We start from the raw sequence: 23,268 nt of genomic DNA, 5'->3' as shown, positions 1-23,268 counted from the left end.
CCGCTGCATGCCCTGCCTCAAGGCGTATTGTTGCGCCGAGGATATGCCATGTTTCTGCCGCATGTCACCGGTCCAGCGCGGGCTGTTGCACGGGGGCCGCGGGCGGTGGCACGGCGGCAACACCGTTGCGGCGCGGGGCGGGCCGCGCTAACCCTTGGCCGACCCGCGCGAAGGAGCCCGCGATGCCCGACCCCCATGCCCCCGCCGATCCCGTCGCGCTGACGGCGGCGCTGATCCGCTGTCCCTCGGTCACGCCGATGGAAGGGGGGGCGCTGGACCTGCTGGCGGCGCAACTGGCGGCGGCGGGGTTCGCCTGCACGCGGGTGGACCGGAACGGCACCCCCAACCTTTACGCCCGGTGGGGGGACAAGGGGCATCCGCGCACCTTCGGCTTCAACGGCCATACCGATGTGGTCCCCGTCGGCGATGCCGCCGCCTGGACGGCGGACCCGTTCGGGGCGGAAATCCGCGACGGCTGGATGTACGGCCGCGGGGCTACCGACATGAAGTCGGGCGTCGCCGCCTTTGCCGCTGCGGCGATGGATTTCGTGCGCGACACGCCGCCCGACGGCGCGGTGGTGCTGGCCATCACCGGCGATGAAGAGGGCGAGGCGACGGACGGCACCCGCGCGCTGCTCGACTGGATGGCGCGGACGGGCGAGGCGATGGCGGCCTGTCTGGTGGGCGAACCGACCTGCCCCGAAACCCTGGGCGACATGATGAAGATCGGCCGGCGCGGGTCGATGACCGCCCGGTTCACCGCGCGCGGGGTGCAGGGGCATTCGGCCTATCCGCACCGGGCGAAAAACCCGGTCAGCGCGATGGCGCGGCTGATGGACCGGCTGGCCGGCCATGAACTGGACCGCGGCACGGACCATTTCGACACTTCGACGCTGGCGGTGACGACGATCGACACCGGCAACCCGGCCAACAACGTCATCCCCGCCGAATGCCGCGCCACGGTCAACATCCGCTTCAACGACGCCCATTCCGGCGCCAGCCTGACCGATTGGCTGCGGGTGGAATCCGACCGGGTGGCGGCGGAAACCGGGGTGGAGATCGCGATGAAGGTCACGGTGTCGGGCGAAAGCTTCCTGACCCCCCCCGGCCCGCTGTCGGATCTGGTCGCGGCGGCGGTGCGGGCGGAAACGGGGGTGGTGCCCGCCCTGTCCACCTCTGGCGGCACATCGGATGCGCGGTTCGTCAAGGACCACTGCCCGGTGGTGGAATTCGGGCTGGTGGGCAAGACCATGCATCAGGTGGACGAACGGGTCGAGGTCGCGCAGATCGCGGCGCTGAAGGCGATCTACCTGCGCATCCTGCGGGGCTGGTTCGCATGAGGGCAGAGGTCGCGCCCACCGACGACCTTGCCACCTGCCACGCCCTGCGCCGACAGGTGTTCATCGAGGAACAGGGCGTCCCCGAGGCCGAAGAGATCGACGGCCGCGATGGCGCGGCGCTGCATCTGCTGGCGCGGATGGATGGCCGCCCGGTGGGGACGGCGCGGGTGATGCTGGCGGGCGATACCGCCAAGGTCGGCCGGGTCTGCGTGCTGGCGGACTGGCGCGGCAAGGGGATCGGCGTGGCGCTGATGCGGGCGGCGGTGGCGGAATGCGCCGCGCGCCCCGGCATTACCCGGGTGCGGCTTGGCGCGCAGACGCATGCGGTGGGGTTCTATGCCGCGCTCGGCTTCGTGGCCGAGGGGCCGGAATACCTCGACGCCGGGATTCCGCACCGCGACATGGTTCTGCCGCTTGTCCCACGGCCCTGACGACGAAATTGCCGCGCGGCGAAAAGCGCCTATGATGGGCCGAAACCAGCGGAGGATCCCATGCAGCTTGCCGATCAGCGCGACATCGCCGCGCCGCCCGAAACCGTCTGGGCGGCGCTGTTCGACCCGCAGGTCCTTGCCGCCTGCGTGCCCGGCTGCGAAAGCATGACCGGCAGCCCCGAGGCCGGGTTCGAGGCCGTGGTGGTCCAGAAGGTCGGCCCGGTCAAGGCGCGCTTCACCGGGGTCGTCACCCTGTCCGACATCGTGCCGGGCGAAAGCTGCACCATCACCGGCGAGGGCAAGGGGGGCGCCGCGGGCTTTGCCAAGGGGGCGGCAAAGGTGACGCTGGCGCCTTCGGACCGGGGCACCCTTCTGGGCTATACGGTAGAGGCGAACGTGGGCGGCAAGCTGGCGCAGCTCGGCAGCCGGGTGATCGACGGTTTCGCCCGCAAGATGGCGGACGATTTCTTCGCCCGTTTCCAGGATGCCGTCGAGGGCCCCGAGGACGACCCCGCCCCCGAGGCGGCAGAGGAAGGCGCGGCGGGGGACGACACCCCGAAGAAGGGCTGGTTCCGCCGGCTGGTGTCGCGCTGACGCGATATTGCGCCGCAGCATACTTTCCCCGGCCCCCGGTTCCGGGCAGGATGGCGCCCACCTGACCGGAGGATCGCATGCGCATACTGGTGTTCAACGCGGGCAGTTCCAGCCTCAAGTTCGGCCTGTTCGATACCGGGAACGGGGCGGAGCGTCATCTGCTCAAGGCCGGCTACGACCGTTTCCGCGACGGCGGCTGCGACCTGCGCTGGTCCACCGATGACGGGCGGGGCGGGCAGGGGCGGGTGCCGCTGGCCGATCTGGGCGCGGCCATCGCGGCGGTGCCGGGGTTTCTGGCCGAACAGGGCTTCGACTGGATCGACGCGGTGGGCCACCGCATCGCGCATGGCGGCGCGGGTTTCGCCGCGCCCGCGCCTCTGGACGACACCACCCTGCCGGAAATCGAGGCGCTGACCCCGCTTGCGCCCCTGCACAACCCCGCGAACCTGGCCGCCGTGGCGCTGGCGCGCGCGACATGGCCCGAGGTGCCGCAATATGGCGTATTCGATACCTCCTTCCACCTGACCAACCCGGCCTTCGCCACCACCTATGCGGTGCCCGAGGTCTGGCGGCAGGCGGGGCTGCGGCGGTTCGGCTTCCACGGCACCTCGCATAAATACGTGGCGCTGCGGGCGGCAGAGGTGATCGGCCAGCCGCTCGACCGGCTTCAGGTGATTTCCTGCCATCTGGGCAACGGGGCCTCGGTCTGCGCTATCAACCGCGGGCGCAGCATGGACAGTTCGATGGGCCTGACGCCGCTGGAAGGGCTGGTGATGGGTACGCGGTCGGGCGATGTGGACCCGGGGGCCTTCGGGTATCTGTCGCGCGAACTGGGGCTGTCGATCCCGCAGATCGAGGCGGCGCTTTACAACGACTCCGGCCTCAAGGCGCTGACCGGCAGCCCCGACATGCGCGATGCCGAAGACCGCGCGGCGGCGGGCGATGCGGCGGCGCAACTGGCGATAGAGATCTATGCCTATCGCGCGCGCAAATATATCGGCGCCTATGCCGCGGCGATGGGGGGCGTGGACGCCATCGTGTTCACCGGCGGCATAGGCGAGAATTCGGCCTCGATGCGCCGGCGGATCTGCGACGGGCTGGAATTCATGGGTGTGACGCTCGACCACGACCGCAACGCGCGGGTGGATCTGGCCGACCGCGCGGCACCCGAATTGCAGGCATGGGGCGCACGGGTGCGGGTGATCGTGACCGAGACGGCCGAACAGTTGCAGATCGCCCGCGAGGTGGCGCAGGCGATGGCGCAGCCCGTGCGGGTGGCGCTGACGGTGCCGGTGGCGGTGTCGGCCCGGCATGTGCACCTGTCCCAGGCGCATGTCGAGGCGCTGTTCGGCCCCGGCGCCACGCTGACGGCGGAATTCCCGCTGCGCCAGCCGGGCAATTTCGGCGCGCATCAGAAGGTGACGGTCGAGGGGCCGAAGGGCCGGTTCGAGAATGTGCGCGTTCTGGGCCCCACGCGCGGGCGCACGCAGATCGAGGTCAGCCGGACGGACACCTTCGTTCTGGGCATCGACGCGCCGGTGCGCCTGTCGGGCGATCTGGACGGCACGCCCAGGGTGCGGCTGGTCGGCCCGGCGGGGCAGGTGGAAACCGACGGCCTGATCATTGCCGCGCGCCACATCCACATGCACCCCGACGATGCCGCCCGGTGGGGTCTGACCGACGGGCAGGAGGTGGAGGTCGAGGTCGCCGGCACCGGCCGCGGCATCACCTTCGCCCATACCGTCGTGCGCATCCAGAAGGATGCCTTCACCGAAATGCATATCGACACCGACGAGGCGAACGCCGGCGGCATCGTCGCCGGGGCGGACGGCGCGCTGGTGGGGCCGGGGCTCTGCCGGTAGGTCAGGTCGACCTCGCTCCCTCCGCTCTGTCTGGCGAAGGCGCGTGCCTTCGCCATCGCGATGCCGGTTCCGCTGCCCCGGCCGGGGGCCCCAAGCGCCCGGCCAGCGCCCGCCCCGCCCATGGCGGGCGCTACTCGCCCGCCGGGGCAGGCGCCGGCCTACCCATTTCTCCTGCGATCTCCGTTTTCAGTGTTACCGCCGCGCCGCGGGCGGGGGAAACGCAGTGCGTTTCCTGATCCCGCCCGGCCCAATCGGGATGTGACTGCCGATCCGCCCTAACCGCCCCCCGCATACCCCGCCGCCGCCCGCCCCGCCCACAGCCCGGTGGCAAGGCAGGCGGTCAGCAGATAGCCGCCGGTGGGCGCCTCCCAGTCCAGCATCTCGCCGGCGGCGAAGACGCCGGGCAGGGCGCGCAGTTGCAGGTTGTCGTCCAGCGCCGCGCGGGTGATGCCGCCGGCGGCGGAAATCGCCTCCTCCAGCGGGCGGGGACCCTGATGGCGGATCGGCAGGGCCTTGAGGGCCGCCGCTGCGGCGGCAGGATCGGCGGGCAGGGGGCGGGCGAATTCCATCGCCAGCGCAACCTTCGCGGGGTCCAGCCGCAGCGCCTTGCGCAGGTGGTTGGCAAGGCTTTCCCGCCCCCGCCGGGCCAGCCGCGCGGCGGCCTCTGCCGCGGGCAGGTCGGGCAGCAGGTCGATCGTCAGCGCCGCGCCCTCGCGCACCGCGCGCGAGACGGCATAGACGCCGCCGCCTTCCAGACCGCGGGCCGAAATCACGCATTCCCCCCGCACCCGCCGGTCCCCCGCCATCAGCGCGATCCCTTTCAGCGCGGCGCCGAAATGGCGCTGCATCGGGGCGGACCAGCCGATGCGGAACCCCATGTTGGCGGGGCGGAAGGGCGCGATCTGCACCCCCTTCGCGGCCAGGATCGGCACCCATGCGGCGTCGGACCCGAGCCGCGGCCAGCTGGCCCCGCCAAGCGCCAGCACCGTGACGGCGGGGTGCAGGACCCGCGCGCCTTCGGGCGTGTCGAAGCGGAACCCGTCCTCCAGCCCCACCCACCGCCAGCGCCGCCGCAGCACGACGCCAAGCCCGTCCAGTTCCGCCAGCCAGGCCCGCAGCAGGGGCGAGCCCTTCATCGCCACCGGAAACACCCGGCCCGAGGATCCGGTGAACACCGGCTGCCCGAGGCCGCGCGCCCAGTCCATCACCTGCGCGGGGCCGAATTCCGCCAGCATCGGGGCGAGCCAGCCCGCGGCCTCGGCATAGGCGGCGGTGAAGACGGGCGGGGGTTCGTCCCTGGTCAGGTTCAGGCCGGACTTGCCCGCCATCAGGAACTTGCGCGCGGGCGAGGGCTTGGCCTCGGCGACCGTGACGGCGAGCCCGGCGCGCGCCAGCGCCCCCGCCGCCATCAGCCCCGCCGGCCCTGCGCCGATCACCAATGCCGTCTTGCCCGTTCCCGCCACCCGCGCCCCCTGTGCCCGCGCCCCCTCTACAGCCGCGCCCCCGGCCTGTCGAGCGCCGCGCCCGGCCGCGCCGTCGGTGCCGGGGCGCTGCCCCGGACCCCGGGATATTTAGAGACAGAAAATGAAACAGGCCGGGCGAGAGCACCGCCTTGTTCATTTTCTGTCCCCAAATATCCCCGCCGGAGGCTCCTGCCCTTTCCACCGGGCCGGACGCCGGGCGGGGGGTCAGGGGGCGTCGAAGGCCCGGTGCCAGGAAAGCGCGCCTTGTGGGGGTGCCGTGTTGAAGGGCAGGGCCAGCACGTATTGCGCGGGCACGCCGGGGGCGGTGAGGTGCGGGAAGGCGCGCAGGCCGAAGCGGGTGTAGAAGTCCGGGTCGCCCACCAGCGCCACCCCGCGCACCTCGGGGCGCAGGCGGGCCAGTGCCGCCTGCATCAGCGCGCTGCCGATGCCGCGGTGCTGGGCCTCTGGCAGCACCGCCAGCGGGCCGATCAGCGCCCATTCCCCCGCGCCGCCCACCCGGGCGGGCGAGGCGGCGACATGGCCGAGCACCCTCCCGCCGTCCTCTGCCACCAGCGACAGCATCAGCGCGCCCGCCCCGCGCAGGGCGGCGGTGATCTGCGCCTCGGTCCCGCTGGCATGGGGCGCGGTGCGGAAGGCTTCGGTGATCAGGGCGGCGATGGCCCCGGCGTCCTGTGCGGTTTCGTCGCGGATCTGCATCGCCCGAGGCTAGGCCCGGCCGCGCCGCGAGGAAAGCGGTTTCTTCCGGCCGATAAATTTCAAGCTTGAAATACCATGGGGGCGGTGGCAGAGTTCGCCCACCGGGAAACGGAGGTGTTCCATGAAAGTGTTGTGTCTGGGCGGCGGTCCTGCGGGTCTGTATTTCGCGATCTCGATGAAGCTCCGAGACCCCGCGCATCAGATCACGGTGCTGGAACGCAACCGCGCCAACGACACTTTCGGCTGGGGCGTGGTGCTGTCGGACGACGCCCTGGGGCGGATGGAGCAGAACGACCCGAAATCCACCGACGCGATCCGCAGCCATTTCGCCTATTGGGACGATATCGCCGTGGTCCACGACGGGGTGCGCACGGTATCGGGCGGGCATGGCTTTGCCGGGATCGGGCGCAAGGCGATGCTGGTCCTGTTGCAGGAACGCGCGCGCGAACTGGGCGTGGACATGCGGTTCGAGACCGAGTTCCGTTCGGCCGGGGAGTACCGCAGGGACTATGACGTCGTGATCGGCTGCGACGGCATCAATTCGCTGGTGCGCAAGGAATACGAGGATGTGTTCCAGCCCGACATCGACACCCGCAAGTGCAAGTTCATCTGGCTCGGCACGCATCAGAAATTCGACGACGCCTTCACCTTCATCTTCGAAAAGACCGAACACGGCTGGGTCTGGGCGCATGTCTACCAGTTCGACGACCAGACCGCGACCTTCATCGTGGAATGCCTGCCCGACACCTGGGACCGGTGGGGCTTCAAGGACATGACGAAGGAAGAGATCGTCGAGACCTGCCGCAAGATATTCGCGGCGCATCTGGGCGGGCACGACTTGATGTCCAACGCCGCCCATCTGCGCGGCTCGGCGGTGTGGATGCAGTTCCCGCGGGTGATCTGCGGCAAGTGGTATCATGAAAACGTCGTGCTGATGGGCGACGCGGCGGCGACGGGGCATTTTTCCATCGGTTCGGGCAGCCGTCTGGCCTTCGACAGCGCGATCGCGCTGGCGGATTACCTGCATTCGGAACCGACGCTGGAAGCCGCCTTCGAACGCTATCAGGAAGAGCGGCGGGTCGAGGTGCTGCGGTTGCAATCGGCGGCGCGCAACAGCCTTGAGTGGTTCGAGGAGGTGGAGCGGTATCTGGACATGCCGCCGCCGCAGTTCGCCTATTCGCTGCTGACCCGCAGCCAGCGCATCAGCCATGAAAACCTGCGCCTGCGCGACCCCGAATGGCTGCGCGGAGCCGAGGACTGGTTTCAGGAACAGGCCGGCGGCCAGCCCGGCCGGGCGCCGATGTTCGCGCCCTTCCGCCTGCGGGGGATGGAGCTGAAGAACCGCGTCGTCGTTTCGCCCATGGCGCAGTACAAGGCCGTCGACGGCTGCCCGACGGACTGGCATTTCGTCCATTACGCCGAACGCGCCAAGGGCGGGGCGGGGCTGGTCTACACCGAAATGACCTGCGTGTCGCCCGAGGGGCGCATCACCCCCGGCTGCCCCGGCCTTTATGCGCCCGAACACGAGGCCGCGTGGAAGCGGCTGGTGGATTTCGTGCATGCCGAAACGAGTGCAAAGATCTGCATGCAGATCGGCCATTCGGGGCGCAAGGGGTCCACCCAACTGGGGTGGGAAGAGATGGACGCGCCGCTGGCCGCGGGGAACTGGCCGCTGATGTCGGCCAGCGCCATCCCGTGGTCGCCCGGAAATGCGGTGCCGAAGGCGATGGACCGTGCCGATATGGACCGGGTGACGGCGGAGTTCGTCGCGGCGACCGGGATGGCCGCGCGGGCGGGGTTCGACATGGCCGAACTGCATGCCGCCCACGGCTATCTGGTGTCGAGCTTCATCAGCCCGAAATCCAACACCCGTACCGATGAATATGGCGGCAGCCTCGAAAACCGCATGCGCTGGCCGTTGGAGGTGTTCCGGGCGATGCGCGCGGTCTGGCCGGCGGACAGGCCCATGTCGGTGCGGATCAGCGCCAACGACTGGGTGGGCGACGAGGGCGTGACCCCCGACGAGGCGGTGGAGATCGCGCGCATGTTCACCGCCGCCGGGGCCGACATCATCGACGTGTCGGCGGGCCAGACCAGCACCGATGCGCGGCCGGTTTATGGCCGGATGTTCCAGACGCCTTTCAGCGACCGCATCCGCAACGAGGCCGGGATCGCCACCATGGCGGTGGGCAACATCTATGAGACCGACCATGTGAATTCGATCCTCATGGCGGGGCGGGCGGATCTGGTCTGCCTTGCGCGGCCGCATCTGGCCGATCCCTACTGGACTTTGCATGCCGCCGTTGCGATGGGGGACAGGGCGACGGACTGGCCGCTGCCCTACCTCAACGGGCGCGATCAGGCGCTGCGCCTGCAACAGCAGAAGGCGGCACAACAGCAGCAGGAGACGTTCCGGGTATGACCTTGGCGGGGCGGCGGGTTCTGATCACCGGGGGCGGCACCGGCGTGGGTGCCGATCTGGCGCGCGGCTTTGCCGGCGCCGGGGCCGAGGTGGTGATCGCGGGCCGCCGCGCCGCGCCGCTGGAGGCCGTGGCGGCCTCTGCCCCCCGTATCCGCCCGGTAGTGGCCGATGTGACGGATGAGGACAGCGTGGCGGCGCTGTTCGCCGCTGCCGGGCGCTGCGATGTGGTGATCGCCAATGCCGGGGCGGCGGCAAGCGCGCCGATGGGGCGGGTCGGTCTTGCGCAGTGGAACGCGATGCTGGCGGTGAACCTGACCGGCGTGTTTCTGACCTTCCGCGCCGGGCTGAACCAGTTCGACGGATGGGGGCGGCTGATCGCGGTCGCCTCGACCGCCGGGCTCAAGGGCTATGCCTATGTCGCGCCCTATGCAGCGGCCAAGCACGGGGTGGTGGGGCTGGTGCGCAGCCTCGCGCTAGAGGTGGCGAAAAAGCCGGTGACGGTCAATGCTCTTTGCCCCGGCTTTCTGGATACCGAGATGACGGAAAGGTCGGTGGCGAACATCATGGACAAGACCGGCAAGGACCGCGCCGCCGCGCTGGCCGCGCTGACCGCCACGAACCCGCAGGGCCGGCTGGTGCGGCCGGCAGAGGTGACGGCGGCGGCGCTGTATCTGTGCGGTGCGGGGGCCGAAGGCATCAACGGGCAGGCGATCGCCATCGCCGGGGGGGAAGTGTGATGGACGGACTGGACCCTGAAGGCCCGCGTCTGGACCCGCTGTCGAAACGGCGGCTCAAGATGTGGATCCGCATGCTCGGCGTCACCCGGTCGGCGGAAAACCGGCTGCGCGAATTCCTGCGCGTGAACCACGACACCACCCTGCCGCGGTTCGACGTGATGGCCGCGCTGTGGCGGCGGCGCGAAGGCGTGACGATGAGCGAACTCAGCCGCCTGCTGCTGGTGTCGAACGGCAATGCCACGACGGTGGTGGACCGGCTGGAAAAGGACGGGCTGGTGCGGCGCACGCCCTCGACCACCGACCGGCGCACCGTGCATGTGGCGCTGACCGACGAGGGGCTGCGGGTGTTCGAGGGGCTGGCCGCCGATCACGAGGCGGAATTGAGCCGCGTCTTCGACCATGTGGACGAGGCCGATCTGGACGCGCTGACCGCCATCCTGAAACGCATGGGAAGGGAAAAGGAATGACCGAGTTCGAACTGGCGGGCCTGACGCCGCAGCATTTCCTGTGGCAGGTGCAGGACCGCATCGCCACCATCCGCCTGAACCGGCCGGATCGCAAGAACCCGCTGTCCTTCGAAAGCTATGCCGAGTTGCGCGACACCTTCCGCAAGCTGGTCTATGCGACGGATGTGGATGTGGTGGTCTTTGCCTCGAACGAGGGGAATTTCTGTTCCGGCGGCGATGTGCACGAAATCATCGGCCCGCTGACGAAGATGGACATGAAGGGCCTTTTGGCCTTCACCCGGATGACGGGCGATCTGGTCAAGGCGATGATCGGCTGCGGCAAGCCGGTGATCTCGGCGGTGGACGGGATCTGCGTCGGCGCGGGGGCGATCATCGCCATGGCGTCCGACCTGCGGCTGGCGACGCCCGGGGCCAAGACGGCGTTCCTGTTCACCCGTGTGGGGCTGGCGGGCTGCGACATGGGCGCCTGCGCGATGCTGCCGCGGATCGTCGGGCAGGGGCGGGCGGCGGAACTGCTGTACACCGGCCGGGTGATGGGCGCCGAAGAGGGCGAGCGGTGGGGCTTCTGGAACGGTCTGCACGGGGCGGATGTGCTGGAGGCCGAGGCCATGCGGCTGGCGCAGCGGATCGCGGCGGGGCCCACCTTTGCGCATGGGATCACCAAGACGCAACTGAACCAGGAATGGAACATGGGGCTGGAACAGGCGATCGAGGCCGAGGCGCAGGCGCAGGCGATCTGCATGCAGACGCAGGATTTCGTGCGCGCCTACAACGCCTTCGTCGCCAAGGAGAAGCCGGTTTTCGAAGGGAACTGAAGGGGCCGGCGGGGGGCCAGCCCCCCGCACCCCCCGCCAAAGGGGGTTTTTCACCCCCTTTGGAAACCCCCGAGGATATTTGAGGACAGAAAGTGGCAGACAGATCGTTTCTTTCCTGGCCGTTTTTCGAGGACCGGCACCGTGCGCTGGCCGAGGGGCTGGATGCCTGGTGTGCGGCCAACCTGCCGGCCGATCACGCGGATGTGGATGCCGCCTGCCGCGATCTGGTCGCGCGGTTGGGCGCGGGCGGCTGGCTGCGCCATTCGGGGGCGGGGGCGGGCGAAAGCCTCGACGTGCGGTCGCTGTGCATCATCCGCGAGACTTTGGCGCGCCATGACGGGCTGGCGGATTTCGCCTTTGCGATGCAGGGCCTGGGCATGGGGGCGGTCAGCCTGTTCGGCACGGCGGAACAGCGGGAATGGCTGGACCGCACGCGGTCGGGCCGGGCGATTTCGGGTTTTGCGCTGACGGAACCGGGGTCGGGGTCGGATGTGGCGCGGACGGCGACCACGGCGGTGCGCGACGGGGACGGCTTCGTGCTGAACGGGGAAAAGACCTATATCTCCAACGGCGGGATCGCCGATGTCTATGTCGTATTCGCCCGCACCGGCGAGGCACCGGGCGCGCGGGGGCTGTCGGCCTTTCTGATGCCCGCCGACGCCCCGGGGCTGGAGGTGGTGGAGCGAATCGAGGTCGTCGCCCCGCATCCGCTGGCGCATCTGCGCCTCATGGATGTGCGGTTGCCGGAAAGCGCGCTGATCGGTGCGCCGGGGGCGGGGTTCAAGGTGGCGATGGCGGTGCTGGATGTGTTCCGGTCCACCGTCGGGGCCGCCGCGCTCGGTTTTGCGCGGCGCGCGCTGGAGGAATCGCTGGCGCGGGTGAAGGACCGGCAGCTGTTCGGTGCGCCGCTGGCCGACTTGCAGATGGTGCAGGGCCATATCGCGGACATGGCGCTGGAGGTCGATGCCGCCGCCCTGCTGGTCTATCGCGCGGCCTGGACCAAGGACATGGGTGCCGCCCGGGTCACGCGCGAGGCGGCGATGGCCAAGCTTTACGCGACCGAGGCGGCGCAGCGGGTCATCGACGCGGCGGTGCAGCTGCATGGCGGCGACGGGGTGCGCAAGGGGGTCATCGTCGAAAGCCTTTACCGCGAGATCCGGGCACTGCGCATCTACGAAGGCGCCAGCGACGTGCAGAAGGTCGTCATCGCGCGGGCGGCGCTGGACGCATGAGCTACGTCAAGGTCGTCCCGATCGAGTTCAACCACTGCGACCCGGCGGGGATCGTGTTCTATCCGCGGTATTTCGAGATGATCAACTCGGTCGTCGAGAATTTCTTTGCCGATGTGGTGGGCTGTTCCTTCGCGCAGATGCATGCCGAGGGGCATGGCAACGGCGTGCCCACCGTGCATCTGGACTGCGATTTCCGCGCGCCCTCGCGTCTGGGCGACAAGGTGCCCTTCACGCTGGTGGTGCGGGCGGTGGGCCGGTCGAGCCTGACGATGGACATCACCGCCGGGACAGCGGGCGATGAGCGCCTGTCGGCCGGGCTGAAGGTGGTCTGGATCAAGGGCGGGCGCGCGGCGCCCTGGCCCGATGCGCTGCGCGCGCGACTGGAAGAAGAGCTTGCCAAAGGAGACCGCGATGGACAGCCCGCATGAGTTTCTGAACCCCTCGGGCTGGAAGCCCGCCGTGGGCTATGCCAACGGGGTCGCGGCCTCGGGGCGGATGGTGTTTCTGGGCGGCCATGTCGGCTGGAACGGCCAGCAGGAATTCGAGACCGACGAGATGGCGGGGCAGGTGCGCCAGGCCTTGGCGAATATCGTCGAGGTGCTGGCCTGCGCCGGCGGGCGGCCCGAACATCTGGTGCGGCTGACATGGTATGTCACCGACAAGAAGGAATACCTGGCCAGCCTGCGCGAGATCGGCAAGGCCTATCGCGAAACGCTCGGCAAGCATTTCCCGGCGATGGCGCTGATGCAGGTGGTCGCGCTGGTCGAGGACCGCGCCAAGGTGGAAATCGAGGCGACGGCGGTGATCCCGCAGGACTGAACGGCCCCCGCGGACAACCATGGCGGACGGGCCCGGCAGAGGCCCGCCGCCCCTGACAGGAGGTGATGGATGGAAGAAGGCCCGGTGCTCGGCCCCTCGGGGCATGCCGATACGTTCACGCGCGACAACCTGCCCCCTGCGCGGCAGTGGCCCGACCTGTTGCTGGAGGGCTTCGACTATCCCGACTGGTTGAATGCCGGGGTGGAACTGACCGACCGCTTGGTCGAACGCGGTTTCGGCGACCATGTGGCGCTGATCGGCAACGGGCGCAGCCGCACCTACAAGGAACTGACCGACTGGTCGAACCGCATCGCGCGGGCGCTGGTCGAGAACTATGGGGTGAAGCCCGGCAACCGGGTGCTGATCCGGTCGGCCAACAACCCGGCGATGGTGGCCTGCTGGCTGGCGGCGACCAAGGCGGGGGCGGTGGTGGTCAACACCATGCCGATGCTGCGCGCGGGCGAATTGGGCCAGATCGTGGACCGCGCGCGGGTGACGCTGGCGCTCTGCGATACCCGGCTGATGGATGAAATGGTGGCCTGCGCCAAATCCTCGCGCTGGCTGCGCCATGTGGTGGGCTTCGACGGCACCGCGAACCATGACGCCGAACTGGACCGCATCGCGCTGACCAAGCCGGTGAAGTTCGAGGCGGTAAGGACCGGGCGCGACGATGTGGCCCTGTTGGGGTTCACCAGCGGCACCACGGGCGATCCCAAGGCGACGATGCATTTCCACCGCGACCTGATGATCATCGCCGACGGCTATGCGAAAGAGGTGTTGCAGGTCACGCCCGAGGACGTGTTCGTCGGCTCGCCCCCCTTGGCGTTCACCTTCGGGCTCGGCGGGCTCGCGGTCTTTCCGCTGCGCTTCGGGGCGGCGGCCTGCCTGCTCGAAAACGCCTCGCCCCCCAACATGATCGAGATCATCGAGCAGTACCGCGCCACCGTCTGCTTCACCGCGCCCACCGCCTACCGGGTGATGCTGAAGGCGATGAGCGAGGGGGCGGATCTGTCGAGCTTGCGCGCTGCCGTGTCGGCGGGGGAAACCCTGCCGGCGCCGGTCTATGACGAATGGATGGCGCGTACCGGCAAGCCGATCCTCGACGGCATCGGCGCGACGGAAATGCTGCACATCTTCATCTCCAACCATTTCGGCGACCACCGCCCCGGCTGCACCGGCAAGCCGGTAAGGGGCTACGAGGCGCGGGTGGTCGATGCCTTGGGGCGGGAATTGCCGCGGGGCGAGGTCGGGCGGCTGGCGGTGCGGGGGCCGACGGGGTGCCGGTATCTGGCCGACGACCGGCAGCTGAAATATGTCGAACACGGCTGGAACATCACCGGCGACAGCTTCGTGCAGGATGAGGAAGGCTATTTCCACTTCGCCGCGCGCAACGACGACATGATCGTCAGCGCGGGCTACAACATCGCCGGCCGGGACGTGGAGGCGGCGTTGCTGAAACACCCCGATGTGCTGGAATGCGCCGTGGTGGGCGAGGCGGACGACGCGCGCGGCCAGATCGTCGTGGCGCATGTGGTGCTGGCCGAGGGGGTCGCGGGCGACGCGCTGACCGTGCGGCGGTTGCAGGACCATGTGAAATCGGTGATCGCGCCCTACAAATACCCCCGCAAGGTGGTGTTCTGCGGCGCGTTGCCCAAGACGGCGACGGGCAAGATCCAGCGGTTCCGCCTGCGCAGCTGAGGGAGGCCGGGGTGAACCCCGGCCTGCGGGCGCAGCGCCCTGTTTCCAGCGGCTGGCCGGGTGGCGAGATGCGCCTCCGGCGGGGATATTTGGGGACAGAAAGTGTCGCGGGCGTGCCTTCATTTTCTGTCCGAAAATATCCTCAGGGGGTGAATTGGCGCAGCCAAGAGGGGGCAGAATGCCCCCTGCGCCCTTTCCACCCGCGGGTCCGTCAGCCGGGGGCCACCGCGCGCAGGGCGGCGGTCAGGTGGTCGGCGAAGGCGGCCGCCGCCGGGGGGTGGCTGCGGTCGCGGGCGAAGGCGATGGAGATTTCGCGCCCCATCGGGGGCCCTGCCAGCGCCAGCGCCGCGGTGCCCTGCGCGGCCTCTGCCGCGCGGGCATAGCCGGGCAGGACCGCCACCCCCAGACCGGCGGTGACGAGGGCGAGTGCGGTGGCGATCTGCGTCACCTCGAAGGCCGGGCGCAGGGCGAGGCCGGCGCGTTCGAATCCGATTTCCACCAGCAGGCGGATGCCGCTGTCGCGGGTCAGGGTGATGACCGGCTGCCCCGCCAGCGCCGCCCATGCCGGGGCCGCGGCCGTGGCCAGCGGGTGGCCGGGCGGGCAGAACAGCATCAGGTTGTCGCGCAGCAGCGGGCGGCGGTCGATGTCGGGTTCGTCCGCCGGAAAGGTGCCGACGGCCAGATCCGCCCGCCCGGCGCGCAGGCGGGCCAGCATCTCTTCCGTCCCCACATCTGCCAGATCGAAGGTGATCCCGGGATGCGCCGCGGCGAAACGCACCATCGCCCGCGGCAGCACCGCCGCGGCCAGCAAGGGGGGCGCGGCGATGCGCAAATGACCCGCGCGCAGGTCGGCCAGATCGCGGGCATGGCGCGCGGCGAGGTCGATTTCGTCCAGCGCATGCGCCACCCGGGCGCGGAAGGCGGTGCCCGCCGCCGTCAGTTCCACCCGCCGGGTGGTGCGGTCCAGCAAACGCAGGCCGAGCCCGGTTTCCAGATCGCGCACCGCCTGGCTCAGCGCCGGCTGGCTCATCCCGAGCCGTTCGGCGGCGCGGGAAAAGCTGCCGGTGGCGGCGACGGCGAGGAAGGTTTCGATCTGCCGCAGGCTGGGGCGCATCGGCTCAGGCCCCTGCCGGGGGTGCCGTCGACCCCGGGATCGCGGTCGTGGTCGGGCGGGGGTATCCGGTCTTCATCGACGTGTTCTCCGATATGCGCAGGCCCGGGTTGGGGCGTTACACGATACTTATTGGTTTCATGGATGAATTCATAATTCCATGACGGATTGTTTTATGAGTGCGCCGGTGCTTTCCTGAATGCAAGGGGAAACGCAGGGGCGTTATCCGCACCGCGCCTCTGGCGGCATTTCGAGGGCATGCATGGCTTCCTATCCTGAACTCCGGCTGTATATCGGCGGCGCCTGGCGCAAGACCGCCGAGACGATCCCGGTGCTGAACCCGGCCGACGAATCCGTCATCGGCGCGCTGCCCGTCGCCGGGCGGGCCGATCTGGACGATGCGCTGGAGGCGGCGGACAAAGGGTTCCGTGTCTGGTCGCGCCTGTCGCCGCGCGCGCGGGGCGACATCATCCTGCGGGCCTGCGCGATCATGCGCGAGCGTATCGACGAGATCGCCCATGCGATCACGCTGGAACATGGCAAGCCCTTCCGGCAAGCGCAGGCAGAGGTGATCCGGGGCTGCGAGTTCTTCGAATGGGACGCGGCAGAGGGCCAGCGGCTTTATGGCCGCGTCGTGCCGTCCGAGGCCGGGATCCGTTATATCGTCGTGCGCCAGCCGGTCGGCACGGTGGCGGCGTTCAGCCCGTGGAACTTCCCCATGAGCCAGCCTGCGCGCAAGATCGCGGGGGCGCTGGCGTCGGGCTGTTCGATCATCCTCAAGGCGGCAGAGGAAACGCCGGCGGGGGCGGTGCATATCGCGCGGGCGTTCCATGATGCGGGGCTGCCGGCGGGGGTGTTCAACCTTGTCTTCGGGCGGCCGGCCGAGATTTCGTCCTATCTGATCCCGAAAGATCAGGTGCGGCTGGTGGCCTTTACCGGGTCCACCAATGTCGGCCGTCACCTGACGGAAATGGCCGCGACCGCGATGACGCCGGTGCTGATGGAACTGGGCGGCCATGCGCCGGTGATCGTCTGCGACGATGCCGATGCGGGGCGCGCGGGCGTGCTGTCGGCCGAACGCAAGTACCGCAACGCCGGGCAGGTCTGCACCTCGCCCACCCGGTTCTTCGTGCATGAATCGCGTTTCGCCGCCTATACCGACGCCTTCGTGGCCCGCGCGAAGGCGACCGTCACCGGCGACGGGTTCGATCCCGCGACGGAAATGGGCCCGGTGGCCAACGACCGCCGCCTGACCGCCTTGCAGGCGCTGGTGGACGATGCCGTGGCCAAGGGCGCGCGGCTGCTGGCGGGGGGGCACCGGATCGGCAACCGGGGGTATTTCTGGGCGCCGACGGTGTTGGCCGATGTGCCCTATGACGCGCGGGTGATGCAGGAAGAACCCTTCGGCCCGCTGGCCGTCATCAACCCGGTCCGCGATCTGGACGAGGGCATCATGCGGGCGAACGACCTTCCTTTCGGCCTTGCCGGCTATGCCTTCACCCATTCCGCCGCCAATGTGGACCGGCTGGTGGACCAGCTCGAGGTGGGGAACCTGTCGATCAACACGCTGGAGGCCTCGGTCGCCGAGGTGCCTTTCGGCGGGGTGAAATATTCGGGCTATGGCCGCGAAGGCGGGGCAGAGGGGCTCGACCATTACACGATCATCAAGAACGTGTCGCACCGCATGGCGCTCTGAGGGAGAAAGCGATGAAATACACCCGCAAGGACGCCAAGACCCATGCCTTCGCCCATATGCGCGGCATCTGGGCCGCCGCGCTGATGCCCTTCCGCGATGACCTGAGCATCGACGAGGACGGCTTCCGCGCCAACATGGATCACTGGATCGGCGATCTGGGGATCGACGGCTTCTTCATCGCCGGGAAACAGGGCGAGTTCTTTTCCATGTCGCTGGACGAACGCAAGCGCGCCTTCGATCTGGCGGTTTCGGCGGCGGGGGGGCGGGCGCAGACGATCATGTCGTGTTCCGACCAGAACATGGATGTGGTGATCGACCTTGCCCGCCATGCGCAATCCTGCGGGGCGGACTACATCGTCGTGCATGCGCCGGTTCTGCATTTCTTCAAGGAACAGGATGAAACCCTGATCCGGTATTACGAAACCATCGCATCCAAGGTCGATATCGGCATCGCGCTCTGGTCGCATCCCGACAGCGGCTATCTGATGTCGCCCGCGCTGTGCAACCGGCTGGCGGATATCGAGACGGTGGTGGCGATCAAGTATTCCGTGCCGCGCCCGATGTATGCCGAACTGACCCGGCTGGCGCGGGACCGCATCATCGTGTCCACCGCGTCCGAGGAAGAATGGCTGGACAATATCCTGGAACTGGACTGGCGGCTCTATCTGTGTTCCTCGCCGCCCTATCTGATCCAGACCAAACACGACCGACGGATGCGGGACTATACCGACCTCGCCTTCGCCGGGCGCGCGGACGAGGCCCGCAGGCTGCGCGACAGCCTCGCCCCCGTGCGCGCCGCGCTGCGCGACACGCGGCCTGCGGAAAAGCCGCATGCGCATCAGAAATACTGGCAGGACCTGCTGGGACAGACCGGCGGGCGGGTGCGTCCGCCCTGTCTCGAACTGACCGAACAAGAAAAACGCGCGACCAAGGCAGCCTTCGAGGGCTGCGGCCTCAAGCTCTGATCACAGGGAGATCACCATGACACGCCTCGCGGCCTTCAACTTCCAGAAGTGGATCGACGAACACAAGCACCTGCTGAAACCCCCGGTGGGCAACCAGATGGTGTTCAAGGATGCCGACCTGATGGTCACGGTGGTCGGCGGGCCCAACAAGCGCACCGACTACCACGACGACCCGGTGGAGGAATTCTTCTACCAGCTGAAGGGCGACATGCTGCTGAAGCTGCACGACACGAAGACGGGCGATTTCTACGACGTGCCGATCCGCGAGGGCGACGTGTTCCTGCTGCCCGCCCACATGCGCCATTCGCCGCAGCGCCCGCAGGAAGGCTCCATCGGGCTTGTCATCGAACCGGCGCGGCCCGATGGCGCGCTGGATGCGGTGGAATGGTACTGTTTCGACTGCAAGGCGCTGGTGCACCGCGCCGAGGTGGATCTGGAATCCATCGTGGACGATCTGCCCCCGATCTATGCCCGCTTCTACGCCGACGAAAAGGCCCGCACCTGCCCGCAATGCGGCACCGTGCACCCGGGCAAGGAACCGCCCGAGGGGTGGGTGAAGCTTTGACCGGCCCCCGCCCGCGTCCCGGCACGCGGGCGGGCGCGATACCGCAACAAGAACAACAGGGAATTACAGATGAAGAAACGTTTGCTTGCCTCAACCATGCTGTGCCTGACAGCGGGGGCGGCGCTGGCGCAAGAGCCGGTCAAGATCGGTTTCATCACCACGCTGGTGGGGCCGGCCGGCTATCTGGGGCAGGATGTGCGCGATGGCTTTCTGCTGGCGGCGGGCAGCGACCCCGCGCTTGGCGGCATCCCGGTCGAGATCCTGATCGAGGACGACGCGCTCAAGCCCGCGAACGGGCGGCAGGCGGCGGAACGGTTCCTGAACGATGAAGGCATCCGGCTGATCACCGGCGTGGTGTTTTCCAACATCGCCAGCGCCGTGGTGCCCGAAGTGGTCGACAGCGGCGCGATCTTCGTCAGCCCGAACGCGGGGCCGTCGGAATTCGCCGGGGCCGACTGCCACGAGAATTATTTCGTCATGTCCTGGCTGACCGACACGATGCAGGGCAGCGCGGGCATGAACGCCAAGCGGCTCGGCTACAAGCGCGCGGTGGTGGTTGCGCCGAACTATCAGGCCGGCAAGGACGCCATCGCGGGCTTCACGCGCTATTTCGACGGCGAGATCGTGGCCGAACTGTTCACCCCCCTGGGGCATGCCGAGTTTTCCAACGAAATCGCGCAGATCCGTTCCGTCGCGCCGGATGTGGTCTTCCAGTTCCAGCCGGGCGCCAGCGGCATCGCGTTCCTCAAGCAATACGCGCAGGCGGGGCTGGATATTCCGCTGGTCGTGTCGGAACCCTCGCTGGATCATGCGATACTCAAGGCGGTGGGGGATGCCGCGGTGGGGGTGCAGGTGTCGGGGGCGTGGAACGCGGATTTGCCGTTTCCGGTGAACGCGGAATTCGTCAAGACCTTCGTCGATACCTATGGCCGCATGCCGACGATGTATGCCGCGCAGGGCTATGACACCGCGCAGGCCATCGGGGCGGCGCTGAAGGCGGTGGGCGGGTCGCTCGACGATACGGCGGCGTTCCGGGCCGCGATGCTGCGTGCGGATTTCGACAGCGTGCGGGGCAATTTCAGCTTTGGCCCGAACCAGCACCCGGTGCAGGACTGGTACGCGATCGGCATCGAGAAGAAGGCCGACGGAACGCTGGATCTGGTGACCGGCGAAAAGCTGGCCGAGGGTCTGGGCGATCCCTTCGCCGCCGACTGCAAGCTGCCGCCCGCGGAATGAGGGCGCGCCGCGACCATATCCCGGGCACCGGCCGCATGGTCGAGGTGCTGGAGGCGGGGGATGCCCGGGTGCTGTGCATCCCCGATCTCGCCGCGGTGCCCTGGCCGCAGGCGGCGTTGCTGCGCGGTATCGCGCCGCCGGATTTCGGCGCGCTCGCCGCGCGCTGCCCGGGCGGGACGACGGATGCAGAGGCCGGCACGATCACGTTGAATTTCAACATCTTCGTGATCCAGACCGGCGGGCGGACGATCGTTGTGGATGCCGGGCTCGGCAACGGCAAGGCCCGGCCCGACCGCCCGGCATGGCACATGCTGGACACGCCCTTCCTGCGGATCCTCGCCCATTACGGCATCCGGCCCGGCGATGTGGACATGCTGGTGCTGACGCATTTTCATGCCGATCACATGGGTTGGGCGACGCTGCGGCAGGGGGATGGCTGGGTGCGTACCTTCCCGAACGCGCGCTATCTTGCCCCGGCGGCGGAACTCGACGCGCTGGCCGATGCGGCGGCGGGTGCCGATACCGCCGCGCTGCTGCACGGCGCCTATGCCGACAGCTTCCTGCCCGTCGCGGGCAGCGGCGGGTGGGAACCGCTGGCCGTCCCCGGAACGCTTGCGCCCGGCCTGACGGCCGAAGCGGTGCCGGGGCATGTCGCGGGGCTTTGCGCGCTGCGGCTGGATGCGGGGCCGGGCGCGCCCGAGGTGCTGTTCTGTTCGGATGCGATCCACCATCAGGTGCAACTGGCTGATCCGGCTGTCGTTTCGAAATTCTGTGCCGATCCCGCGCAGGCGGTGCAGACGCGGATGGCGATGCTTGCGGGGGCGGCAGAGCGTGGTACCGTCATTGCGGCGTATCACTTTCCGAATCCTGTGTTCGGAAGGGTTTTCCGGCGGGAAGGGGCTTTCGGCTTCGCCCCGCTGATCGCGATGCAGATCGAAACAAACAACGAAAAACAGGGAGAAGACGGATGAAAATGAAATGGCTCGTGCTTACGGCCTCGGCCGCGGCGCTTGCGGCCTCGGGCGCGCTGGCCGACCCGGTGAAGATCGGCGTCATCACCACGCTGTCGGGCCCTGCCGGTTATCTGGGCGAGGACATCCGCGACGCGATGGCGCTGGCCATCGAGATGGAGGGCGGCAAGCTCGGCGGGGTCGAGGTGGAACTGGTGGTCGAGGATGACGGGCTGAAGCCCGCCAACGGCCGCCAGATCGCCGAGAAGTTCATGAACGATCAGGGCATGAAGCTGTTGACCGGGATCGTGTTTTCCAACGTTGCGGGCGCAACCGTGCCCGACATCGTGGACAACGGCGCCATCTATGTCAGCCCCAACGCCGGGCCGTCGAACCTTGCCGGCGCGGGCTGCCACGAGAACTATTTCGTCGTCAGCTGGCAGAACGACGCGCTGCACGAGGCGTCGGGGGCTGCAGCCAAGAAGATCGGCTACAAGAAGGCCGTGGCGCTGGCGCCGAACTATCAGGCCGGCAAGGACGCCATCGAGGGCTTCAAGCGCATGTTCGAGGGCGAGGTGACGGAGATCTACACCCAGCTCGAACAGACCGACTTCGCCCCCGAGATGGCCCAGATCCGCGCCGCAGCGCCCGAGGTGGTGTTCCAGTTCCATCCCGGCGGGATGGGTATCGCCTTCCTCAAGCAATATGCGCAGGCGGGGTTGCAGGGCCAGTTCCCGATGGTGTTGTCCGAACCCTCGACCGATGCGGTGGTGCTGAACGCGGTGGGCGATGCGGCCGACGGGATCGTGGCGACCGCGCACTGGAACCGCGATTTCGACAATGCCGCGAACAAGGAGTTCGTCGCCGCATGGGATGCGAAATATGCCCGCCCGATCACCTATTACGCCGCGCAGGGCTATGACACCGCGCGGCTGATCGGGTCGGCGCTGGCCAAGACCGGGGGCGTGGACGACATCGACGCCCTGCGCGAGGCGCTGCGTGCGGCCGATTTCGAAAGCGTGCGGGGCGATTTCAGCTTTGGCCCGAACCAGCACCCGGTGCAGGACTGGTACGTGCTGGACATCGTGAAGGGCGAAGACGGCAAGCCCGCCGCGGTCACGCGCGAAAAGCTGATCGAAGGCTACGGCGACGCCTACGCCGACCAGTGCAAGATGTAGGACCGGCAGCCGGCCGGGCGTGACGCGCCCGGCCGCAGCCTGCGGATGCACGCATGATCCTGATCCTCGAACAACTTCTCAATGGCCTGCAATACGGGGTCATGCTGTTCCTGCTGGCCGCGGGGCTGACGCTGATCTTCGGCATCATGGGGGTGATCAACCTCGCGCATGGCTCGCTCTACATGGTCGGCGCCTATGCGGGCACCTGGGTGGCGGCGGAAACCGGCAGTTTCTGGCTGGGGCTTCCGGCGGCCTTGGGCGCCGCGGCGCTGACCGGGTTCGCGGTCGAGGCGCTGGTGGTACGCCGTCTTTACGCGCGCGACCATCTGGATCAGGTGCTGGCGACCTTCGCGCTGATCCTGACCTTCAACCAGGTGATCGTGCTGCTGTTCGGCCGCCAGCCGGTGTTCACCCAGATGCCGGCGGCCTTTTCCGGCTCGGTCCAACTGCTGCCGGGGCTGTATTACCCGACCTACCGGCTGCTGATCATCCTCGTGGGGCTGCTGGTGGCCGTGGGGTTGTGGGCGCTGATCAACCGCACGCGGGTGGGCATGCTGGTGCGCGCGGGCGCCACGAACCGCGACATGGTGCGCGCCTTGGGCGTGGACATCCGGTTGCTCTACACCATCGTTTTCGGCCTCGGCGCGCTGCTGGCGGGGCTGGCGGGCTATATGGCCGGGCCCATTCTGGCGGTGCAGGTGGGCATGGGCGAACAGATCCTGCTGGCCACCTTCGTCGTCGTGGTGATCGGCGGCGTGGGGTCGATCAAGGGGGCCTTCGTCGCGGGGCTGGCGCTTGGCGTGGTGGATACGATGCTGCGCGCCTTTCTGCCGGGCCTGCTGCGGCAGGTGATGCCGCCGTCCGATGCCGATGCGGTGGGGATCGGGGTTGCCTCGATGGGGATCTATCTGGTCATGGCGGTGGTGCTGCTGGTGCGCCCGCGCGGCCTGTTCGCGGCGGGGGCCTAGGG

The 23,268-nt window shown here is 68.7% G+C and carries 22 protein-coding genes; 19 read left to right on the top strand and 3 right to left on the bottom strand.

The window, feature by feature from the left end:
* The first annotated feature begins 182 nt into the window (after positions 1 to 182).
* The 4 genes from dapE (at position 183) to RGD00_RS13405 (ending at position 4,227) form a co-directional block, all read left to right on the top strand.
* Positions 183 to 1,340, top strand: coding sequence for a succinyl-diaminopimelate desuccinylase (gene dapE, locus RGD00_RS13420; RefSeq protein WP_310457852.1), 1,158 nt, complete (start codon positions 183 to 185; stop codon positions 1,338 to 1,340).
* Positions 1,337 to 1,771 carry a GNAT family N-acetyltransferase gene (locus RGD00_RS13415; RefSeq protein ID WP_310457851.1) on the top strand — a complete coding sequence of 145 codons (435 nt, stop codon included), beginning with the start codon at positions 1,337 to 1,339 and terminating at the stop codon, positions 1,769 to 1,771. The genes dapE and RGD00_RS13415 overlap by 4 nt, the downstream gene beginning before the upstream one ends.
* A 60-nt stretch (positions 1,772 to 1,831) precedes the next feature.
* Positions 1,832 to 2,365: an SRPBCC family protein gene (locus RGD00_RS13410; RefSeq protein WP_310457850.1), complete on the top strand. Its 534-nt coding sequence runs from the start codon at positions 1,832 to 1,834 to the stop codon at positions 2,363 to 2,365.
* 77 nt (positions 2,366 to 2,442) lie between these two features.
* The gene (locus RGD00_RS13405; protein WP_310457849.1) at positions 2,443 to 4,227 is read left to right on the top strand and encodes an acetate/propionate family kinase; all 1,785 of its coding nucleotides are present in this window, start codon (positions 2,443 to 2,445) and stop codon (positions 4,225 to 4,227) included.
* A gap of 275 nt (positions 4,228 to 4,502) precedes the next feature.
* Here the strand turns inward: RGD00_RS13405 and RGD00_RS13400 are convergent, their stop codons facing one another.
* Positions 4,503 to 5,690, bottom strand: a complete 1,188-nt coding sequence (locus RGD00_RS13400; RefSeq protein WP_310457848.1) for a TIGR03862 family flavoprotein — start codon at positions 5,688 to 5,690, stop codon at positions 4,503 to 4,505.
* 225 nt (positions 5,691 to 5,915) lie between these two features.
* Positions 5,916 to 6,407, bottom strand: a complete 492-nt coding sequence (locus tag RGD00_RS13395; protein ID WP_310457847.1) for a GNAT family N-acetyltransferase — start codon at positions 6,405 to 6,407, stop codon at positions 5,916 to 5,918.
* Positions 6,408 to 6,528: 121 nt separating this feature from the next.
* On the opposite strand from RGD00_RS13395, the gene RGD00_RS13390 reads away from it, so the two are divergent.
* The 8 genes from RGD00_RS13390 (at position 6,529) to RGD00_RS13355 (ending at position 14,597) form a co-directional block, all read left to right on the top strand.
* Entirely contained in the window at positions 6,529 to 8,829 is a 2,301-nt protein-coding gene (locus RGD00_RS13390; protein ID WP_310457846.1) for a bifunctional salicylyl-CoA 5-hydroxylase/oxidoreductase, read from the top strand.
* Positions 8,826 to 9,566, top strand: a complete 741-nt coding sequence (locus RGD00_RS13385; RefSeq protein ID WP_310457845.1) for an SDR family NAD(P)-dependent oxidoreductase — start codon at positions 8,826 to 8,828, stop codon at positions 9,564 to 9,566. The genes RGD00_RS13390 and RGD00_RS13385 overlap by 4 nt, the downstream gene beginning before the upstream one ends.
* Positions 9,566 to 10,033: a MarR family winged helix-turn-helix transcriptional regulator gene (locus tag RGD00_RS13380; RefSeq protein ID WP_310457844.1), complete on the top strand. Its 468-nt coding sequence runs from the start codon at positions 9,566 to 9,568 to the stop codon at positions 10,031 to 10,033. Before RGD00_RS13385 ends, RGD00_RS13380 begins: the two co-directional genes overlap by 1 nt.
* Entirely contained in the window at positions 10,030 to 10,848 is an 819-nt protein-coding gene (locus RGD00_RS13375; RefSeq protein ID WP_310457843.1) for an enoyl-CoA hydratase family protein, read from the top strand. The genes RGD00_RS13380 and RGD00_RS13375 overlap by 4 nt, the downstream gene beginning before the upstream one ends.
* Positions 10,849 to 10,940: 92 nt before the next feature.
* Positions 10,941 to 12,080, top strand: coding sequence for an acyl-CoA dehydrogenase family protein (locus RGD00_RS13370; RefSeq protein ID WP_310457842.1), 1,140 nt, complete (start codon positions 10,941 to 10,943; stop codon positions 12,078 to 12,080).
* A complete protein-coding gene (locus RGD00_RS13365; protein WP_310457841.1) occupies positions 12,077 to 12,508 on the top strand; it encodes an acyl-CoA thioesterase in 432 nt (143 codons plus the stop codon). The genes RGD00_RS13370 and RGD00_RS13365 overlap by 4 nt, the downstream gene beginning before the upstream one ends.
* Positions 12,492 to 12,899: a RidA family protein gene (locus tag RGD00_RS13360; RefSeq protein WP_310457840.1), complete on the top strand. Its 408-nt coding sequence runs from the start codon at positions 12,492 to 12,494 to the stop codon at positions 12,897 to 12,899. The genes RGD00_RS13365 and RGD00_RS13360 overlap by 17 nt, the downstream gene beginning before the upstream one ends.
* Positions 12,900 to 12,968: 69 nt before the next feature.
* Positions 12,969 to 14,597, top strand: coding sequence for an AMP-binding protein (locus RGD00_RS13355; RefSeq protein WP_425603416.1), 1,629 nt, complete (start codon positions 12,969 to 12,971; stop codon positions 14,595 to 14,597).
* Positions 14,598 to 14,808: 211 nt separating this feature from the next.
* Here RGD00_RS13355 and RGD00_RS13350 read toward each other — a convergent pair whose 3' ends face one another.
* Positions 14,809 to 15,711 (bottom strand): LysR family transcriptional regulator, encoded by a 903-nt coding sequence (locus tag RGD00_RS13350; protein ID WP_310457839.1) that lies wholly within the window; start codon positions 15,709 to 15,711, stop codon positions 14,809 to 14,811.
* A 259-nt stretch (positions 15,712 to 15,970) separates the two neighbouring features.
* Here RGD00_RS13350 and RGD00_RS13345 point away from each other — a divergent pair, with 259 nt between their 5' ends.
* The 7 genes from RGD00_RS13345 (at position 15,971) to RGD00_RS13315 (ending at position 23,266) form a co-directional block, all read left to right on the top strand.
* Entirely contained in the window at positions 15,971 to 17,404 is a 1,434-nt protein-coding gene (locus RGD00_RS13345) for an NAD-dependent succinate-semialdehyde dehydrogenase (protein ID WP_310457838.1), read from the top strand.
* An 11-nt stretch (positions 17,405 to 17,415) separates the two neighbouring features.
* Positions 17,416 to 18,369 (top strand): dihydrodipicolinate synthase family protein, encoded by a 954-nt coding sequence (locus RGD00_RS13340; protein WP_310457837.1) that lies wholly within the window; start codon positions 17,416 to 17,418, stop codon positions 18,367 to 18,369.
* Between the two features lie 16 nt (positions 18,370 to 18,385).
* Positions 18,386 to 18,934 (top strand): 3-hydroxyanthranilate 3,4-dioxygenase, encoded by a 549-nt coding sequence (locus tag RGD00_RS13335; RefSeq protein WP_310457836.1) that lies wholly within the window; start codon positions 18,386 to 18,388, stop codon positions 18,932 to 18,934.
* A 69-nt stretch (positions 18,935 to 19,003) separates the two neighbouring features.
* Positions 19,004 to 20,170 carry an ABC transporter substrate-binding protein gene (locus tag RGD00_RS13330; protein ID WP_310457835.1) on the top strand — a complete coding sequence of 389 codons (1,167 nt, stop codon included), beginning with the start codon at positions 19,004 to 19,006 and terminating at the stop codon, positions 20,168 to 20,170.
* On the top strand, positions 20,167 to 21,141 hold the full coding sequence (locus RGD00_RS13325; RefSeq protein WP_310457834.1) for an MBL fold metallo-hydrolase: 975 nt from the start codon (positions 20,167 to 20,169) through the stop codon (positions 21,139 to 21,141). Before RGD00_RS13330 ends, RGD00_RS13325 begins: the two co-directional genes overlap by 4 nt.
* Before the next feature lie 2 nt (positions 21,142 to 21,143).
* Positions 21,144 to 22,298 (top strand): ABC transporter substrate-binding protein, encoded by a 1,155-nt coding sequence (locus tag RGD00_RS13320; protein WP_310457833.1) that lies wholly within the window; start codon positions 21,144 to 21,146, stop codon positions 22,296 to 22,298.
* 53 nt (positions 22,299 to 22,351) lie between these two features.
* Positions 22,352 to 23,266 carry a branched-chain amino acid ABC transporter permease gene (locus RGD00_RS13315; RefSeq protein WP_310457832.1) on the top strand — a complete coding sequence of 305 codons (915 nt, stop codon included), beginning with the start codon at positions 22,352 to 22,354 and terminating at the stop codon, positions 23,264 to 23,266.
* The last annotated feature ends 2 nt before the right edge of the window (positions 23,267 to 23,268 follow it).

The sequence above is a fragment of the Ruixingdingia sedimenti genome (genome assembly GCF_031432425.1).
In the GTDB taxonomy this organism is placed as follows: domain Bacteria; phylum Pseudomonadota; class Alphaproteobacteria; order Rhodobacterales; family Rhodobacteraceae; genus Ruixingdingia; species Ruixingdingia sedimenti.
Note: the sequence above shows the minus strand (reverse complement) of the source record. Positions and strands in the feature narration are given on the sequence as shown.

Excerpts from the sequence above, each read along its gene's own strand:
- RGD00_RS13345 (WP_310457838.1), top strand. The coding sequence starts at position 15,971 with ATGGCTTCCTATCCTGAACTCCGGCTGTATATCGGCGGCGCCTGGCGC.
- RGD00_RS13325 (WP_310457834.1), top strand. The coding sequence starts at position 20,167 with ATGAGGGCGCGCCGCGACCATATCCCGGGCACCGGCCGCATGGTCGAG.
- RGD00_RS13375 (WP_310457843.1), top strand. The coding sequence starts at position 10,030 with ATGACCGAGTTCGAACTGGCGGGCCTGACGCCGCAGCATTTCCTGTGG.
- RGD00_RS13335 (WP_310457836.1), top strand. The coding sequence starts at position 18,386 with ATGACACGCCTCGCGGCCTTCAACTTCCAGAAGTGGATCGACGAACAC.
- RGD00_RS13415 (WP_310457851.1), top strand. The coding sequence starts at position 1,337 with ATGAGGGCAGAGGTCGCGCCCACCGACGACCTTGCCACCTGCCACGCC.
- RGD00_RS13410 (WP_310457850.1), top strand. The coding sequence starts at position 1,832 with ATGCAGCTTGCCGATCAGCGCGACATCGCCGCGCCGCCCGAAACCGTC.
- RGD00_RS13405 (WP_310457849.1), top strand. The coding sequence starts at position 2,443 with ATGCGCATACTGGTGTTCAACGCGGGCAGTTCCAGCCTCAAGTTCGGC.
- RGD00_RS13365 (WP_310457841.1), top strand. The coding sequence starts at position 12,077 with ATGAGCTACGTCAAGGTCGTCCCGATCGAGTTCAACCACTGCGACCCG.
- RGD00_RS13330 (WP_310457835.1), top strand. The coding sequence starts at position 19,004 with ATGAAGAAACGTTTGCTTGCCTCAACCATGCTGTGCCTGACAGCGGGG.
- dapE (WP_310457852.1), top strand. The coding sequence starts at position 183 with ATGCCCGACCCCCATGCCCCCGCCGATCCCGTCGCGCTGACGGCGGCG.
- RGD00_RS13315 (WP_310457832.1), top strand. The coding sequence starts at position 22,352 with ATGATCCTGATCCTCGAACAACTTCTCAATGGCCTGCAATACGGGGTC.
- RGD00_RS13390 (WP_310457846.1), top strand. The coding sequence starts at position 6,529 with ATGAAAGTGTTGTGTCTGGGCGGCGGTCCTGCGGGTCTGTATTTCGCG.
- RGD00_RS13360 (WP_310457840.1), top strand. The coding sequence starts at position 12,492 with ATGGACAGCCCGCATGAGTTTCTGAACCCCTCGGGCTGGAAGCCCGCC.
- RGD00_RS13355 (WP_425603416.1), top strand. The coding sequence starts at position 12,969 with ATGGAAGAAGGCCCGGTGCTCGGCCCCTCGGGGCATGCCGATACGTTC.
- RGD00_RS13395 (WP_310457847.1), bottom strand. The coding sequence starts at position 6,407 with ATGCAGATCCGCGACGAAACCGCACAGGACGCCGGGGCCATCGCCGCC.
- RGD00_RS13320 (WP_310457833.1), top strand. The coding sequence starts at position 21,144 with ATGAAATGGCTCGTGCTTACGGCCTCGGCCGCGGCGCTTGCGGCCTCG.
- RGD00_RS13350 (WP_310457839.1), bottom strand. The coding sequence starts at position 15,711 with ATGCGCCCCAGCCTGCGGCAGATCGAAACCTTCCTCGCCGTCGCCGCC.
- RGD00_RS13385 (WP_310457845.1), top strand. The coding sequence starts at position 8,826 with ATGACCTTGGCGGGGCGGCGGGTTCTGATCACCGGGGGCGGCACCGGC.
- RGD00_RS13340 (WP_310457837.1), top strand. The coding sequence starts at position 17,416 with ATGAAATACACCCGCAAGGACGCCAAGACCCATGCCTTCGCCCATATG.
- RGD00_RS13380 (WP_310457844.1), top strand. The coding sequence starts at position 9,566 with ATGGACGGACTGGACCCTGAAGGCCCGCGTCTGGACCCGCTGTCGAAA.